Below are 16,778 nucleotides of genomic sequence, written 5' to 3'. Positions count from 1 at the left end.
ACGCTCCTCTGGACTTAAACATGTTCGATGAACAGATTGACCGGAAACTCCTTGAGTGCGGTGCTCAGCCACAGCTCCTTTGAGGCTGTGACTGCGCCCGTGGCAAAAAGTCCCGAGCAGTTGGCAGGCGACAAGGCAAACGGCAGGATCAGCCGGGTATCGTCCCAGTTCTGTGCCGGGATCAGGGGTATGGGGGATTGGTCAAGCAAGCTCCAGGCCAGGCGCGGCACCACCACTATGGCGCGCTCTGTGGCTGTCAGGCGGGCAAACGCCAGGACCCGGTCGGCGTGCCTGCCTTGCACCTGAACAGGCAGGTACTGACCGCGCAGGAACAGCTGCGGGTATTGCTGGCGTCGCTCCAACACCTGGTTGATCAGCGCCTGCTTGATCCGGCCACTGCGCCAGTCCTGGAGCAACTGCGCCATGTGGGTGCCGTCGCCCAGTGTCTGGCGACGGGCGGCGAAATCCACCGGGCGGCGGTTGTCCGGGTCAACCAGGCTGAAATCCCAATACTCGTTGCCCTGGTAGAGGTCGGGAACCCCCGGTACCGTCATGCGCAGCAGGCACTGGGCCAGGCTGTTGAGGGCACCCGGGCAGGCGATGGCCTGCACCGCTTGGGCCAGGGAGTGGCGCAACTGCTGGCTGGAGCGCTCCAGCAGCAGGCTGTCGATGAAGTCCAGGCAGGCCTGCTCATAATCCGAGTTGGGGGCGCTCCAGCTGCTGCGCAACTTGGCTTCGCGCAAGGCCTTGCGTTGCCATTGGCGCAAGCGTTCGGCATAGGCCTCAAGCGCCAGCGGATCGTCCTCACTGAGGGGCAGCGGCCAACTGCCGAGCAGGCTCTGGTACAGCAGCAGTTCATCGGCAGCGGCCGGCGCCTCGCCGTCGGCCAGGGTACAGCGCAGGGGGCTGGCGAGTTCGCGCCAGTGTTCGACCCGGCTGGCAAACCAGTTGCTGCGCTCACTGAGCACTGCCAGGCGCGCGCGGCTGTCTTCGCCGCGCTTGTGGTCGTGGGTGGCGGTGCTCAGCAGGTTGTCCGGGAACTGTTCAAGGCGCTCAAGACACTGCTGATGGAACGCCTCGAGCGGGGCGCTGAAGTGCTCGGCGTCAAAGCCGACATCGTTGCGCGACAGCAGCAGGGCCGAACGGTAGAACGCGGTGTCTTCCACGGCTTTGGCGGCAGCGGGCGCAGTCAACTGCTGGAGTCGCACACAGGCATGGCGCAGGTGCTTGCGCGCCCGCCCTGGCGGCAACTGGCACCAGGGCTCGCCGCCGAGCCAGCGCTGCAGGTGATCGAGCACTGGCCAATCGGCCTCGCTCAGGCGTTGGCGGGCACCGCGCAGGGCCTGCTGGAAGAATGCTTCGTCCGCGGCCGGGCGCCCGCAGGCATTGATGTAGGTGCGGTACACCGGGTAGTGCTCGATCAGTGCCTGCAGGGCGCGGCGAATCGCGCCCAGGGTCAGGTCGCGGCTCATCAGGTCGTCGCGGGCCACCTGCAGCAAGGCCTGGGCCACGGACTCGAAATCGCCGGCCAGGCTGCCATTGAGGACTTGCTGGCGGGCCAGGCGCACCTCTTCACTGAACTCCGGGCGTTCGCTGAGCGCGCTCCACAGTGCTGCCAGCTCCGTTTCACCAGCCGGGTCATGCTGCAGCAGCGAGACCTGGTTCATGAATTCGTAACCGGTGCTGCCGTCGACGTTCCAGTCGCGGTGCAAGTGCTCATCGGCGCCGAGGATCTTCTCGACATAGATCGGCAAGTGCTCCAGCGCAGCCTCCAGTGGGCGCTGGGCCAGCAGCCGGTCGACCCGCCGGCGCAGCTTGCGGCAGTAGCCACGGGGATCGGCCAGGCCGTCAATGTGGTCGATACGCAGTCCGTCGATCAGGCCGCGGCCGATCAGCTCGAAGAGCTTACCGTGGGTGGCCTCGAACACCGCCGCACGCTCGACCCGCAGTCCGCCCAGCTCATTGACGTCGAAGAAGCGCCGCCAGTTGATATCGTCGGCAGCGGTACGCCAGCTGGCCAGGCGATAGGGCTGGCGTTCGAGCAGCGCATGCAGGCGCTGGAAACCCTCGGGCGTGCGGCTGTCGAAGGCGTTCAGCACCGCGTCCAGCGGCTGGCGCCTGGACAGCGCCGCAAGCTCGGCCAGTAGCGGCTTGGCGCGCGCGGCGGGATCGTCGCCGCTGCGCAAGCCACTCAAGCGTGTGGCCAATGACTGCAGGGCGGCGTTGCCATGAGCAAGTATTTCGCCATAGTCGGCCGGGCAGATCGCAAAGCGCTGTTCATGGTGCTGGATATGAAACTGGCCGCTGGCGGCATCGAAGCGCAGGGGGATTTCGCCGCCTTGCAGCATCGCGCCGTAGTCAGCGGCCAGAAATGGCAGCAGCAACTGGCCCTCGAGCAGCGGGTCGGGGGAGTGCCACTGGATGTCGAAGAACTCGGCGTAGCGGCTGCGCCGTCCCCAGGCCAGCAGGTCTTGCCACCAGGGATTGTCGCTGCCCACGGCCATATGGTTGGGGACCACATCGACGATCAGGCCCATGCCATGCAGGCGCAGCGCCGCCACCAGGCGCTCCAGTGCGGCCTCACCACCCAGCTGCGGGTTGACCTGGCCGGGGTCGACAACATCGTAACCGTGGGCAGATCCGGGGCGCGCCCGCAGCAGCGGCGACGCGTACAGGTGACTGACGCCCAGGCGGGCAAAGTAGGGCACCAATGCCGCGGCCTGGTCGAGACTGAAATCGGCATGAAACTGCAGGCGCAGGGTCGCGCTCAGGGCTTTCATCGGTCCCGCTCCCAGGCTTGCTCGCGGGCTTGCGCCAGCAGTTCCAGGCGCCGCGCCGCATCGGTGTCGTCCAGCAGGGCGGCAGCCGGTAGGGCAAAACGTCGACGCCAGTTCGGGTGGCTGTCGACGGTGCCAGGCAGATTGGGCTGTTCGTCGATGCCCAGCACATCTTCCAGTGGCACCAGCACCAGGGGCGCGCGGGTATGGCCCAGGTAACGGATGCTGGCATCGATCAACGCGTCGTTGTCTGTCAGGGCCTGGCCGTAGTTTTGCGCAAGGGCGCGTTTGAGGCCCTGGCACTCGTGCTGGCGGGTTTCGCGCCAGTGGCGTTCGGTGATGCCGTCGATCAGCGCCAGGCGCAGGTTCCAGTCGATATCGCGAGCCTGCAGCCAACCGGCCAGGGGCGGCAGGTCATGGGTGCCGGTGGTGGCCAGGGCATTGTCGGGCCAATCGAGGATCGGCTTGAAGTGGCCGGGCGGGTCCTGCTCGAACAGCAGCACGCGCATGCCGAGGATCGCCCGGGCTGCTAGTTTCTCGCGCAGGCCCTGGGGGACGGTGCCGAGGTCTTCGCCGAGCACGATCGCCCGGTGCCGCACCGACTCAAGGCAGAGCAAGCGCAGCAGGTCATCGAGCGGGTACTGCAGGTAGGCACCTTCAGCCGCGCTGGCGCCCTGTGGTATCAGCCACAGGCGTTGCAGGCCCATGACATGGTCGATGCGCAGGCCACCGGCATGGGCAAAGTTGGCCCGCAGCATTTCGATAAAGGCGCGGTAACCATTGCGCCGCAGGCCTTCGGGCGAAAAGGCACAGATGCCCCAGTTTTGCCCGGCGCGGTTGAGGATGTCTGGCGGTGCACCGACGTTGAGGCCAGCCAGCAGTTCCTCCTGACGGCTCCAGGCCTGGCTGCCGGCGCCATCGGCACCTACCGCAAGGTCGGCGATCAGGCCGATGCGCATGCCATTGCTGCGCGCTGCGTCCTGGGCGCGTTGCAGGCTGCGTTCGATCAGCCATTGGCAGAAGGCATGAAAGCCCACCTCGTCACTGTGCTGGCGGGCAAAGGCATCGACCTGCGGGCTGTGCGGGTCATGCCAGGCGCTGGGCCAGTCGCGCCAGTCCTGGCCCAGGTCGTGCTTGAGCGCATGTTCAAGCAGGACTTCGAAGCGGCAATGGCGTTCCAGGGCGGCGCCGGCATGTTGGCGGTAACTGTCGAAGTCAGCGAACAACGGGTGCTCGGCGGCGATGAAGTCGCGGTACAACGCCCGCAGCAGGCGTTGGCGAAACGCTGCGGCCTGGGGCCAGTCGATCAGTGGCAGTTGTTCAAGCTGCTCAAGCGGGCCGTGCAGTTGGCAGGCTTCGATGGCCATGCGCACGGCGCGGTCACCGAGCAATGCGGCAGGGCTGGCATACAGGCTGTTGAGAAACAGCCGGCTCGACGGCGAGTAGGGGCTGTAGCGCTGGGTGTCGCCGGCGAACATGGCGTGCAGCGGGCTGATGGCCAAGGCGTCGGCGCCGCGTTCGGCGGCGCTGCGCACCAGGGCTTCGAGGGCCAGGCAATCGCCAAAGCCGCCATCGTTGGGGCGTCGCAGGCTGTACAGCTGGGCACTCAGGCCCCAACAGCGCGGGGTCGGCGTGCCGAGGGCATCGGCCACGCTGTAGCAGCGCGCTGGCGCGACGGCCAGGGTGAACTGGCGCTGGTCGAGCAGCACCTGGTGATAGCCGATCGGCAAAGTCGCGACCAGCCTGGCCTGCTCATCCAGTTGCAACTGCTGTTCGCCGCCATCTTCAAGCAGCACCTTGCACGGAGTGAAAGCTGCGAAGTAACCCGCGAGCTCCAGCGCCAGGTCCTGCTCGACGGTCAACAGCGGCGGCAGGTGGCGGGCATCGCCGGCGTCGAGCAGGGCCTGGATGCTGGCCTCGATCGCATCGCTGCTGTCAGCCGGGTGGCCAAGCCCGGCCAGCACCCGTTGCAGCGCCGGGTCACTGACGTGCTGGGCGTGACCGTTGGCGTCGATCCAGTCCACCGCAAGGCCCGCCAGTTGCGCCAGGTGCTGCAAGCGTGGGTCAGTCATGGGCAGGCTCCGCGCAGGGAATGGAAGTCAGGCTGACCAGGGCGCTGTAGGGCGGCAGTTCTTGGCTGCCGATGCTGACTTGGCTGCAACTGAACAGCCGCGCACCGCTGGCGGGCAGTTCGACCGCTGCCGCCGTCGGCCCCAGGTTGAGGTCGATACGCAGCTCGCCGCCGTTACGCAGTTGCCAGCGTGCACTCAGGGCCTGGGGCCCAAGTACCTGGGCACCGAGGGCGCGGATCCCCGGCAACTGTGGGACGATATGGCGCTCGCGCAGGGCCAGCAATTGCCGGTAGAACAGCTGCCAGGGCTGCTGCTGCGCTTGAGGCGCCAGTGGCCGTGAAGCATTGAAGGTGTCGATGGCATTGGGGTCGGCAATCCGCGCCCGGGAGACGGCATCGGCAAAGGCGCTGAAACCGGCAAACTCGGCGCGCCGGCCTTCGCGCACGGCATCGGCCAGTTCGGCGTGATGATCGGTAAAGAACACGAACGGTTGCTCGCACCCCCATTCATCGCCCATGAACAGCAACGGGATCATCGGTGCCAGCAACAGCAGAGTAGTTGCAGCGCGTAGCGCCTGGGGCGGGCACAATTGGTTGAGGCGCTCGCCGAAGGCGCGATTGCCGATCTGGTCGTGGTTCTGCAGGAACAGTACGAAGGCGGTGGGCGGCAAGTGAGCGCTGGGTTCGCCGCGGGGGCGGCCGTTGCGGTCGGGCTGGCCCTGAAAGACAAAGCCCTGGCTCAGGCAGCGCGCCAGTTTGTCGAGGGTCGATTCGCTGTAGTCCGCGTAATACGCCTCCCTCTCGCCGGTGAGCAGCACGTGCAGGGCGTTGTGGCCGTCGTCGTTCCACTGAGCATCGAAGCCTTGCTCGAGCAGGTGCGCCTGGTTGTGTTCGTTCTCAAGGGTCAGCCATACCTGACGCCCCGGGGCGATTTCATCGCGCACCCGATGGGCCAACTCGGCGACAAAGTCCGGGTCATCGATGGCATGCACGGCGTCCAGGCGCAGGCCGTCGAAGCGGTAGTCCTGCAGCCACATCAGGGCGTTCTCGATGAAGAAGTCGCGCACCTGGCGGCGGCGAAAATCGATTGCCGCGCCCCAGGGCGTCTGGCGATCCTCACGGAAAAAGCCGCTGGCGTACTGGCCAAGATAATTGCCATCCGGGCCGAAGTGGTTGTAGACCACATCCAGCAGCACCATCAGGCCATGGCCGTGGGCCTGGTCAACCAGTTCGCACAACTGCTCCGGGGTGCCATAGCTGTGTTGCGGGGCGAACGGCAGCACGCCGTCGTAACCCCAGTTACGCGTGCCCGGGAACTGCCCGATGGGCATCAGTTCGATTGCGGTGATGCCCAGTTCGGCCAGCGCCGGCAAGCGCTCCATCACCCCGGCATAGCCGCCGCACAGGCCGACATGCAACTCGTAGATGACCGCCTGGTGCCAGGGGCGTCCTTGCCAGTGCGGCTGTTGCCAGTGGTAGGCCGTACGATCGACCAGCGCGCTGGGGCCGTGCACGCCTTCGGGCTGATAGCGCGACGCCGGGTCGGCGACCGTCAGCGCGCCGTCGATGCGATAGCGGTAGCGCTCGCCTGCCTTGCATGGCAACTCGCCGACGAACCAGCCGTCAGCCTGCGCCTGCAATGGTCGATGCCGGCCAGCATTGAACTCGACATCCACCCGCTGCGCGTCCGGTGCCCACAGGGCAAACAGGGCGTTGTTGCTGTCGATCATCGCGGCCCCGTGGGCCGCCTGTTCCTGTGACCTCAAGGGCATACCTGCCACCTCGCATTCAGCGTGGGGTTACACGGGCGTTTTCGACCAGTTCCTCGTAGAGTCGGGCATACGGCTCGACGGCCTGGCACCAGTTGAAGGGCTGGGTCATGGCCAGGCAGCGCATGGCGTTGAGCAGGTTCGGTTTGCCGTACACGTAGAATGCACGGCTCAGGGCTTCGCGGTAGCTGTCCTGGGTGGATTCATCGAACAGAAAGCCGGTAACGCCATTCTCGATCGTGTCGGCCAGGCCGCCGGTATTGCGCGCCACCGGCAATGAGCCGAAGCGCTGGGCGTACATCTGGCTCAGCCCGCAAGGCTCATAGCGCGAGGGCATCAGGAGAAAATCGCTGCCGGCGAACATGCGCCGGGCATCGGTTTCATTGAAGCCGATGCGTACGCCAATCTGCCCGGGATGGCGCAGAGCCAGTTCACGCATGGCATGCTCTTCTTCCGGTTCGCCCCGGCCGATGATCGCGATCTGGCCACCTTGGCGAACGATGTACTCGGCCACCCCCAGGGTCAGGTCCAGGCCTTTCTGGTAGACCAGGCGCGAGACCACGGCGAACAACGGGCCGCTGGAGGGCTCAAGGGCGAACAACGCGCGCACCTGCCGGGCATTGGCAGCCTTGCCTTGCCAGTCGTTGAGGCTGAAGGGGTGCGCCAGGTGCGGGTCGCTGGCCGAGTCCCAGCTTTCGTCGATGCCGTTGGGAATGCCGCTGAGCAAGCCTTGCTGGGCCTTGCTGGCAAGAAAGCCATCCAGGCCGCAGCCGAACGACGGCGTGGTGATTTCCCGCGCATAGGTGGCGCTGACCGTGGTGATGTGGCTGGCGTAGGCCAGGCCCGCCTTGAGGAACGACAGCTTGCCGTAGAACTCCATGCCTTCCTGTTGCAGGGCATGCTCAGGGATCGCCAGTTCCGGGCAGCAGGCACGGCTGACCACACCCTGGTAGGCCAGGTTGTGAATGGTGAACAGGGTAGGGGTTCGCAGGCCGCGCCAGTGCATGTACGCCGGGGCCAGGCCGGCCGGCCAGTCGTGGGCATGGACCAGGTCGGGTTTCCAGTGGACCATGCCTTCGCCAGCGGCGATCTCCGCTGCGGCCAGGCCCAGGCGGGCGAAACGGATGTGGTTGTCGGGCCAGTCGCGACCGTTGTTGGCGCCATAGGGGGTGCCTTCGCGCTGGTACAACTCGGGGCAGATCAGCACGTAGATGACCAGGCCATCTGCCAGGTCCATGCGCCCGATCTTGCACGGTGGTAACGCGGCATGGCCGCCCAGCTCACCGACCAGGTGGATCGGGTTGTCGCTCTCCAGTACCTGCGGATAGCCGGGTATCAACACGCGCACATCGTGCAAGTGGCGCATGGCCCGCGGCAATGCCGCCGAGACATCGCCCAGGCCACCGGTCTTGACCAGATCGGCGATTTCCGAGGTCACGAACAAGACCTTGCGCTTATTTTTGGGATCGGTACCCAGTGTTTTGGCTGTCGGCGTGAAGTCCGCCGCAAGCGGCTCACGATGTTCCGGGGTGAATGGCTCTACATGGGGTTCGACAGCGGCACTGATCATACTTCTCTCCGTCCCTATGGTGTGCGGGCGTGGGCGCCCGTTGTTGTGTCTGCGCGGTACATCTCTCTGTGAGTGGTATTGCCTTGCGTTCCGTGCCCCGAAGCCAAGCGCACAAGCGCTACGCAAGCCGGCGTCCTGCCGACGGCGTGTTGACGGTGTAGGGTGGGTGGGCCGCGTCCGTTGCAGCGGAATCGATGGCCTACTTAGTTGCTGACCTACCGCGAATCCAGAAGTTTCGACTTTTTTCGGTCGAGTTTTCCGGGCGATGTCTGGCCGAGTACCGAGTGTAGGAGAGAAAACCGCGAGGGTGTGACCCGCTGGTCACTTTATCGGCGATGACCTGCAGCACCGAGGCTGCAGGTCGCAGGATTCAGTTGCTTGGCAGCAGCGAGGAGTGGTGGCTGGTGATCAGCCATTGCTGGCCATCCCAGCGATAGGCATAGGTATAACGCGCCGCAGCGCTTTCGCCGTTGCTGGCGAAAGTGAAGGTGTACAGGCCCGAGAGTACGGCGGTGTTGCAACCCAGGGCCAGATGATGGCTGTCCAGGCGCCCGGAGGGCCGGTTGCCGAGGAAGTAGGTGAAGTACTGGATACGTTGCGCGGTGGTCAGCCGTGGCTGGTTGGAGAGTGTCGGCAACAGGATGGCGTCTTCGCTGTACAGCGCCGCCACCTGTTCGGGGTCACCGCTGCCCAGGCGCAGGTTCCAGCGTTCGAATTGGGCGAGGATCTCTGCTTCGCTGCTTGGCTTGCATTGAACCTCTTCAGCGTTGGCCGCCGTCGACAGGCAGCCGAACAACGCCCAGGCCGAAAGCACAAAGAGTTTTTTCATGGGGTTCCTTGCAGGTAGACGACGCATCGCGCGTCGGACGGCGCAGTCTAGAAAGGCGCCGTCGTGCAAGGTCAGCAGGCAATGATTCCCCTGCAAACAAGCCCCGATCAGGCGTGGGCCGGCGCCTCGGGATTCTGCGCCTGTTGCAGCAGCAGACTGAGTTGGGCGACTTGCTGTTGCAGCTGATCACGCTCCTCTTTGAGGCGGCGCAGCTCATCGCGGTGAACCGTTACGTAGAGGGTCTGGGCAGGCATTTTCGGCAGAAGGGTTCCCATTGCACACCTCGCATAGGGTAATGCTGTTCACTAAGGTGGGAGCGAGCTTGCCTCGCGATGCGATCTGTCTGGCAAAGCGCGATCGCGGGTCAAGCCCGCTCCCACGTGCTTGATCGGCCGCGATTCTGAATTCTTTTAGCGGTCATGGGAACTTTTTTGTTTCTGGCGGTCCTGCCATTGGTCGCTGAACCAAGTGGGCACGGTCTGGACTAATCTTGAAGGCCTGAGCCGAGTCTTATTCCAAGGGGAGCATCGCACATGCAATTGGGAATCGTGGGTCTGGGCCGCATGGGCGGCAATATTGCGCGGCGCCTGATGCGTGGCGGACACCGTATGGTGGTGCATGATCGTGACCGCCAGGCGGTGGAAACCCTGGTCAAGGACGGCGCCAACGGCGCCCATGACCTTGGCGCGCTGGTCCAAAAGCTCGAGAAACCGCGTGCGGTGTGGGTGATGTTGCCGGCGGGTGAGCCGACCGAACAGACCATCGCCCAACTGGCCGACCTGCTCGATGCCGATGACGTGATCATCGACGGCGGCAACACCTTCTACAAGGATGACATGCGCCGTGCCAGCGAGCTGGGCAAACGCAACCTGCACTACATCGATGTCGGTACCTCGGGGGGTGTCTGGGGCCTGGAGCGCGGTTACTGCATGATGATCGGTGGCGAAAAAGCTGTGGTCGACCGGCTTGATCCGCTGTTCGCAACCCTTGCTCCCGGGGTCGGCGATATCCCCCGAACCCGTGGCCGCCAGGGCCCGGCCGAACGCGCCGAGCAGGGCTATATTCACGCCGGCCCCGCTGGCGCGGGGCATTACGTGAAGATGATCCACAATGGCATCGAGTATGGCCTGATGCAGGCCTATGCCGAAGGTTTCGACCTGCTCAAGAGCAAGGCCAGCGACGCCTTGCCGGTCGAACAGCGGTTTGACCTGAACCTGGCCGAGATCGCCGAGGTGTGGCGCCGTGGCAGCGTAGTCACCTCCTGGTTGCTCGACCTCACCGCCGATGCGCTGGTGGCGGACCCGCAACTGGGTGGCTACAGCGGTTCGGTCGCCGACAGCGGCGAGGGGCGCTGGACCATCGACGCCGCAGTAGAGCAGGCCGTGCCGGTACCGGTGCTGTCCAGTGCGCTGTTTGCCCGTTTCCGTTCGCGCCAGCAGCAGGGGACTTACGCGGACCGCATGCTCTCGGCCATGCGCTTCGGCTTTGGTGGCCACGTCGAGAAGCAAGCCGAATGAGCACACCTCAGATCGAAGCGGCACCGCCTTGCAACCTGTTTCTGTTTGGCGCCAATGGCGACCTGGTCAAGCGCCTGTTGATGCCGGCGCTGTACAACCTGAACCGCGATGGCTTGCTCGACAAGGGTCTGCGGATTATCGGCGTCGACCACAATGCGGCCAGTGACAGTGAGTTCGCCGCGCGCCTTGAAGCCTTCATGCGCGAGCGCGACGCGGCCAGTCAAGGCACCAGCAAATGCCTGGACGACAAGCTCTGGGCGCGCCTGGCCAAGCGCATCGGCTACCTGACTGGTGATTTTCTCGACGAAGCCACCTACCAGGCCATTGCCCAGCGTATTCGCAGCAACCCCAGCGCCAATGCGGTGTTCTACCTGGCCACCTCGCCACGTTTTTTCAGCGACGTGGTGCAGCGCCTGGGCGCCGCCGGCCTGCTCGACGAAACCGATGGTTTTCGCCGGGTGGTGGTGGAGAAACCCTTTGGCTCGGACCTGGCCAGTGCCGAAGCGCTCAATGCCTGCCTGCTCAAGGTCATGAGCGAGAAACAGATCTACCGCATCGACCATTACCTGGGCAAGGAGACGGTACAGAACATCCTCGTCAGCCGCTTTTCCAACGGCTTGTTCGAAGCGTTCTGGAACAACCACTACATCGATCATGTGCAGATCACCGCTGCCGAGACCGTCGGCGTCGAGAGCCGCGGCGCTTTCTACGACGGTACTGGCGCCTTGCGCGACATGGTGCCCAACCACCTGTTTCAGTTGTTGGCCATGGTCGCCATGGAGCCGCCGGCGGCCTTTGGTGCTGACGCGGTGCGCAGCGAAAAGGCCAAGGTCATCGGCGCGATCCGGCCCTGGTCGAAGAACATGGCCCTGAAAAACTCGGTGCGCGGTCAGTATACCGCCGGTAAACAAGGGCGCAAGAAGGTGCCTGGCTACCGCGACGAGCCCCGGGTCGATCCCGACAGCCACACCGAAACCTTCGTTGCCCTCAAGGTGATGATCGACAACTGGCGTTGGGTGGGGGTGCCGTTCTACCTGCGCACCGGCAAGCGCATGAGCGTGCGCGACACCGAGATCGCCATCTGCTTCAAACCGGCGCCCTATGCGCAGTTTCGCGACACCGAGGTCGAGCGGCTCAAGCCCAATTACCTGAAGATCCAGATCCAGCCCAACGAAGGCATGTGGTTCGACCTGCAGGCCAAGCGCCCGGGGCCGGCCCTGGCCATGGAGAACGTCGAGCTGGGTTTTGCCTACAAGGACTTCTTCAAGATGCAGCCTTCCACCGGTTACGAGACGCTGATCTATGACTGCCTGACGGGCGACCAGACCCTGTTCCAGCGCGCCGACAACATCGAAAACGGCTGGCGTGCGGTGCAGCCGTTTCTCGATGCCTGGAAGGACGCAGGCGAAGTGCAGCCCTATGCCGCCGGCGAGGACGGCCCGACGGCGGCGGATGAACTACTGACCCGCGACAGACGGGTGTGGCACCCGATTGGTTGAGGGGGCCAGGCCTTCAGCCTTATCGGTATCCTCGCCTACCTGGTATTTTTGCCAGTTTCGTGTCTTTCTCAATGCGCATTCAATACCTGCATTGGTAATCCTGCATGGAGAGATGCGATGACGACGCTTGCGTTAGAAGAACTGCTTGCTCCGAACCTGCCGCAGCAATTGGGCGACGGTCTATACATGGAGACATTCCCCGGCGATGTCGCGGTACTGACGCTGCCTTGGACGGGAATCGCCGAGGGGCAGACCTGCTGGCTGTCCTGCGCCGGTATCGATGAGCAGGGTACACCCGTTGAGTGGACCGTTCATGAGGCGGTTGTAGTCACTGCGTTGCACCTTGAGTATGGCCTGCGCCTGTACATCTCGCGTGAAGAGCTCGAAGCGCTGGGCAACGACACCGATCTGACGCTGGCCCTGAAAGTGAGCTTCGAAGGCAGCGAGGACGAGGATGACGCCGTGCCGTTTCCCTTGGCGCATGTCACCCTTCATCAGGCAGTCGAGCAAGCGCCTGAGGCTCATGTGCCCAAGCCGTTGTCGCTGACCCAGCTGCGCATCCCCAACCTTGCGCAACCGGTGGCGGATGGTGATGGAGGCCTCAATATCGCTGCGATGGAGGTCAGCGACTACGGCATCATGGCCATCGTCGAACCCTACCTGGGTATGGCCGGCGGCGATATCGTGGAAATTTTCTGGGAAGACGCCGAATTGCCGATCTATGTGTACCCGTTGGATCCGCAGGATGTCGGCAAGAACCAGTTCTTTTACCTGCCCAGGGCCCGGGTGGAAGAGAACGTTGGTTGGATCGAGGCGTTTTTCCGCATCACTGCCCTGTCGAGTGATCCCCAGGATTCCATGCCATTGCGCGTGCTGGTGAAGCTGGACCGACCAGGTGGCATCGACCCGGACCCCTCGACACCCGGGCATCAGCGCCTGGAAGCATTGATTCTGCCAGATGAGGTGATCGAATTCGGCGTGGATGAAGCGCTGGCGGCAACCGGCTTTGACGCTCAAGTGCCGCCTTACGAGGGCATGGTAGTGGGCGATACCCTGCGCGTGAGCTGGGGCGGTGTGCTCATTCGTCGGCGCGTGGAAGAAGCCGATTTGCTGGATGCCGTAACGGTGTTCATCGACCCGGACACCATTGCCCGCGCCGGGGACTCGGAGAACCTGCCGGTGATGTACAAGATCGTCGATGAGGTACACAACCACTCTGACGGCTGGTCGCCGCACCATTCGATCCGGGTCGACACTCAGGGCTATCCGCTGGCTGCGCCGTTGGTGCTGGACGCCGATGAGGCGGGTTACATCGACCTGCAGGCCCTGGGTTATGACGATGTGCAGGTACAGGTCCCGGATGACGAGGCGCTGGTGCCCGGAAGCCGGCTCACCCTGTATTGGATCGGCCGCACCCCTGATGGGCAACTGGTTGAGGATGAGCAAACAGTCGAGATTGCTGACCAGGGCGTCGGCCCGCTGCTGCTGATTGCCAACAACAAGGTGCAAGCCATTGCCAGTGGCCTGGCGATTGTGTCCTATCAACTGGAACCCGATGGCGAGGTCTTGCGGTCCAGGCGCAGGACGGTCGGGGTGGTGGGTGAGCCGTTTGGCCTGGTCGCGCCGGTGATTCATGAGGTGGATGAAGAAGGCCAGTTGATTGTCGGCCTGCGTTACGTGGTGGTAGAGGTGCAGCCCTGGGTCGGTATGGTCAACGGCAGCTGGTTCCAGTTGGTGTGGCGTGGCACCACGGTCGATGGCAAGGCCTACTTGTTCGAAGATACGTTCTATATCACCGGCAGCCAGGTGGGCAGGCTGCTCAAGCGGGTGGTGCGCAGCGATCATATCGACCTGCTTGATGGCGGCGAAGTAGAGGTGTCTTATCGGATCAAGACCGAACTCGACCCGCAATCACCGATCAAGGAATCGGAAAAGCTCAAGCTGTATGTCGGCCTGAGCCCGGAGATCCTCCCGGCGGTGGAAGTAGAAGACATCTACGAGGATGAGGACGGCGCCTGGCTGGACCCGGATGAACTCTTCGGCTATGCCATTATCAAGCTGCCGGGCAAGGACGCGGCGGGCGATGATGTGTTTGAGCAAGGCGACGAGATCATTTTCAGCTGGATCGGTGAAACGGCGGAGGGCACCTGGGTCGACGACTTCATCGTCCCGCCTGGGGCGGAGGGTGAGGACCTGCGCTTTGAAGTATGGGAAGACAGCATCCTGCCCAGTAACCACAGCGTGGTTCGGATCGGTTACCGGGTGATCCGCGAGGGGGTACGCACTCGACATTCCAAACCTTATGAACTGTGGATCAGTAATGGCTTGCGCTGGAATCATTTCGAGATCAATGGCTGGAACACCTTCCGTTTCGTGCCGGTGACGGGGTTTGATGGGGCTGTCTTTACCCGCAGGGTGCGATATGCCAGGGGCGTGACGTACGCCTCGGATCGGGATGAGGTCAGTGTGGATGGCGGCGGGAAAGTGACCTTCAATGAGGCGTGGCAGGGGGTCGTGACCATTACCGCGATCGCTGATAATGGCAAAAGCGGGCAGTACTCGTTGCAGAGTCCGACGAAATGGTTCGAGCAACCGTCCGCTAGAATCACGTATTTGCCTGCGCTTGCCTATTGCAGAGAAAATGGATTGGTGATGCCAAGCCAGAGGGAAGCGTCGGCGGGTTATTTTGTGAGAAGGCTTGGTAGCTTGTATGGCGAATGGGGAAACCTGTTGACGCAAGAAGCTTGGCAGCAATTGTATTCGAACACAATTTTTCAATACAGTGGGGAGCAACCTCAATGGCGTGCGGGAATTCGTGTCGATACCGGCAATATTTGGTCGTCATACGGTGATTACTGGTCTAGCGTAAGTGGCTACAGGAACCTCTCTCGAGACGTTATCAAAGCCCCAGTTCCTCAGCCTCCAGCGTATCAACTTGGCGGGCGACATTGCCCGAATATAGAGTCAGCCACCCTACAGTTTCCCCACACCATCGCCCCTGTAGCCGGCGGCGACTACGGCCTCAACCTCGCCACCCAGGATGCCGCCTTGTACGGTATCCCGGTTGCCATCGGCCCGTGCCAGGACCTGGAACCTGGGCATCGTGTGGACATCTTCTGGGGCGATCTGCCAGAACCGGTGCTTAGCCATACCCTTGGCAACCATCAACGCCATCAGCGTCTGGATTTCTACTTGCCAGGCACGCTGCTGGCGAACAGTGGCGACAGTGTGCGCGCCTATTTCCGCGTGGTGCCACCGGCAGGACGGGTGCGTTATTCCCAAGTACTTGAGCTGCGTCTGCAGCTGCAGCGTCCGGGCCTGCCTCGCCTGGCCGCGCTGGAGCGACTGCCCAAGGTCATCGACCCGGCGCTGGCCGCCAACGGTTTCACCCTCGACGTTCCGGCCCATGGTAGCCGTAAGGCCGGCGATTGGATTGAACTGCACTGGGGCAGTGAGCTGCTGCGCCGACAAATTGAGCATGATCAGGCTCCGGGACCGGTGAGCCTGTTTATCGACCCACGCACCCTCCAGCGTGCAGGTGACTCGCCAGCCCTTGGGGTGTTCTATACCGTTGTCGATGCCTTGGGCAACTACGCACAGGGTCTCTCGCCACTGCAACGGGTCAAGGTCGACAGTGGTCGCGAAGCGCTCAAATCGGCCCAGGTCCTGGCAGCAGACGCGCAGGGGCGGGTGGACTTGCAGGCGCTGGGCGAACAGCCTTTGCAGGTGGAGATCGCAGCGGCAGCCGGGTTCGCTCAGGGTGATCAGCTGGTGCTGCACTTTACAGGCCGGACCGAAGGCGGGTTGAGCCTCAGCCACTCCCAGAGCCTGACGCTGCAAGCGGGTTGGCAGCGCCTTGAGTTCCTGCTGCCCAACGCACTGATCCGGGCTTGCGCCGGTGGCCTGGCGCGGCTGGTCTACCACTGGCAAGGTCAGCAAGGGCCGGCGCAGCGCGGGCAAAGCACTTCAATCAGCTTCAGTGGCAGCCTCGGGGCTTTGCAGGCCGTACAAGTAGATCCCCTTGATGACGAAGGCAACCTGCTGGTTGGCAAGCCGCTGACTCAAGTGATGATTCCGGTCTGGGCCGGGCTGCAGAAAGGCCAGTGGCTGGACCTGTACTGGCAGGGGCTGGCCGTTGACGGCACGGCCCATTGGTATACCGAATCCATTCTGATCGAGCGTACGCCAGGGGCGCAGCCGTTGAGGTTGAACGTACCGCTCAAGCATGTCCAGCCGCTGGATGGTGGCGAAGTGCGAATCGCCTACCGGGTCAGGAACAGCGCTGATGTGCGGGCGCCACAGCTGTTCTCCGAGGTGTTGCACCTGGCGGTGGGGCGCAAGGTCCTGCGTCTGCCTGAAGTCGAGGTGGAAGGCTTGTTGCCCAATGGCAGCCTGGACCCTGAACAGGTATTCCTTTATCTGCCGGTCAACATTCCGATTCGGAACGACCACGGTCAGCCGATGATTCAGCCGGGTGACAAGGTGCATTTTTTCTGGTGGGGTGCAAGCTGGCAGCAGAACTGGGCTGACTGGCTTGAGGTACCGGCAGGCGATGAGTTGGCGGTACGCTTCGAGGTCCCGGAGCAAAGTGTGCGCGATGCCCAGGGCAGTACCGTGCGGTTGGAGTACTGGGTGGAGCGTTCGGGGCGTCGTCCGCTCTACTCGCGAGGGCTGCTTGTGCAGGTGCTGTCGAAAAGAAGTGATGGCAAGCCCATCGATTGACCGGTGAGAGTACACCCGCCCCAC

The 16,778-nt window shown here is 63.6% G+C and carries 9 protein-coding genes; 3 read left to right on the top strand and 6 right to left on the bottom strand.

The genetic code is table 11. The features are described from left to right. Window positions 1–14: 14 nt before the first annotated feature. The 6 genes from EXN22_RS15500 to EXN22_RS26180 form a co-directional block, all read right to left on the bottom strand. On the bottom strand, window positions 15–2,780 hold the full coding sequence (locus tag EXN22_RS15500; RefSeq protein ID WP_130264890.1) for a malto-oligosyltrehalose synthase: 2,766 nt from the start codon (window positions 2,778–2,780) through the stop codon (window positions 15–17). Continuing rightward, on the bottom strand, window positions 2,777–4,849 hold the full coding sequence (gene malQ, locus EXN22_RS15495) for a 4-alpha-glucanotransferase (protein WP_130264889.1): 2,073 nt from the start codon (window positions 4,847–4,849) through the stop codon (window positions 2,777–2,779). Before malQ ends, EXN22_RS15500 begins: the two co-directional genes overlap by 4 nt. Further along, complete coding sequence (treZ, locus tag EXN22_RS15490; protein ID WP_233281635.1) at window positions 4,842–6,620, bottom strand: malto-oligosyltrehalose trehalohydrolase; 1,779 nt, start codon at window positions 6,618–6,620, stop codon at window positions 4,842–4,844. The genes malQ and treZ overlap by 8 nt, the downstream gene beginning before the upstream one ends. A gap of 16 nt (window positions 6,621–6,636) precedes the next feature. Continuing rightward, entirely contained in the window at window positions 6,637–8,187 is a 1,551-nt protein-coding gene (gene glgA / locus EXN22_RS15485; RefSeq protein WP_130264888.1) for a glycogen synthase GlgA, read from the bottom strand. A gap of 370 nt (window positions 8,188–8,557) precedes the next feature. Beyond that, a complete protein-coding gene (locus tag EXN22_RS15480; protein ID WP_130264887.1) occupies window positions 8,558–9,016 on the bottom strand; it encodes a DUF4440 domain-containing protein in 459 nt (152 codons plus the stop codon). Between the two features lie 107 nt (window positions 9,017–9,123). Next, on the bottom strand, window positions 9,124–9,291 hold the full coding sequence (locus EXN22_RS26180; RefSeq protein WP_165392218.1) for a DUF6026 family protein: 168 nt from the start codon (window positions 9,289–9,291) through the stop codon (window positions 9,124–9,126). Between the two features lie 258 nt (window positions 9,292–9,549). Here EXN22_RS26180 and gnd point away from each other — a divergent pair, with 258 nt between their 5' ends. The 3 genes from gnd to EXN22_RS15465 all read left to right on the top strand — a co-directional run bounded on the left by gnd (window position 9,550) and on the right by EXN22_RS15465 (window position 16,754). After that, the gene (gene gnd, locus EXN22_RS15475) at window positions 9,550–10,533 is read left to right on the top strand and encodes a phosphogluconate dehydrogenase (NAD(+)-dependent, decarboxylating) (protein WP_130264886.1); all 984 of its coding nucleotides are present in this window, start codon (window positions 9,550–9,552) and stop codon (window positions 10,531–10,533) included. Beyond that, a complete protein-coding gene (gene zwf, locus EXN22_RS15470) occupies window positions 10,530–12,032 on the top strand; it encodes a glucose-6-phosphate dehydrogenase (RefSeq protein ID WP_130264885.1) in 1,503 nt (500 codons plus the stop codon). Before gnd ends, zwf begins: the two co-directional genes overlap by 4 nt. A gap of 117 nt (window positions 12,033–12,149) precedes the next feature. After that, window positions 12,150–16,754 carry a hypothetical protein gene (locus tag EXN22_RS15465; RefSeq protein ID WP_130264884.1) on the top strand — a complete coding sequence of 1,535 codons (4,605 nt, stop codon included), beginning with the start codon at window positions 12,150–12,152 and terminating at the stop codon, window positions 16,752–16,754. The last annotated feature ends 24 nt before the right edge of the window (window positions 16,755–16,778 follow it).

The organism is Pseudomonas tructae (genome assembly GCF_004214895.1).
GTDB classification, from domain to species: Bacteria; Pseudomonadota; Gammaproteobacteria; order Pseudomonadales; family Pseudomonadaceae; genus Aquipseudomonas; species Aquipseudomonas tructae.
This window is presented reverse-complemented; position numbering and strand designations above follow the sequence as displayed.

Bases quoted from the DNA above. Each gene is read 5' to 3' on its own strand.
- EXN22_RS15500 (WP_130264890.1), bottom strand. From the start codon at position 2,780: ATGAAAGCCCTGAGCGCGACCCTGCGCCTGCAGTTTCATGCCGATTTC.
- malQ (WP_130264889.1), bottom strand. From the start codon at position 4,849: ATGACTGACCCACGCTTGCAGCACCTGGCGCAACTGGCGGGCCTTGCG.
- treZ (WP_233281635.1), bottom strand. From the start codon at position 6,620: ATGCCCTTGAGGTCACAGGAACAGGCGGCCCACGGGGCCGCGATGATC.
- glgA (WP_130264888.1), bottom strand. From the start codon at position 8,187: ATGATCAGTGCCGCTGTCGAACCCCATGTAGAGCCATTCACCCCGGAA.
- EXN22_RS15480 (WP_130264887.1), bottom strand. From the start codon at position 9,016: ATGAAAAAACTCTTTGTGCTTTCGGCCTGGGCGTTGTTCGGCTGCCTG.
- EXN22_RS26180 (WP_165392218.1), bottom strand. From the start codon at position 9,291: ATGGGAACCCTTCTGCCGAAAATGCCTGCCCAGACCCTCTACGTAACG.
- gnd (WP_130264886.1), top strand. From the start codon at position 9,550: ATGCAATTGGGAATCGTGGGTCTGGGCCGCATGGGCGGCAATATTGCG.
- zwf (WP_130264885.1), top strand. From the start codon at position 10,530: ATGAGCACACCTCAGATCGAAGCGGCACCGCCTTGCAACCTGTTTCTG.
- EXN22_RS15465 (WP_130264884.1), top strand. From the start codon at position 12,150: ATGACGACGCTTGCGTTAGAAGAACTGCTTGCTCCGAACCTGCCGCAG.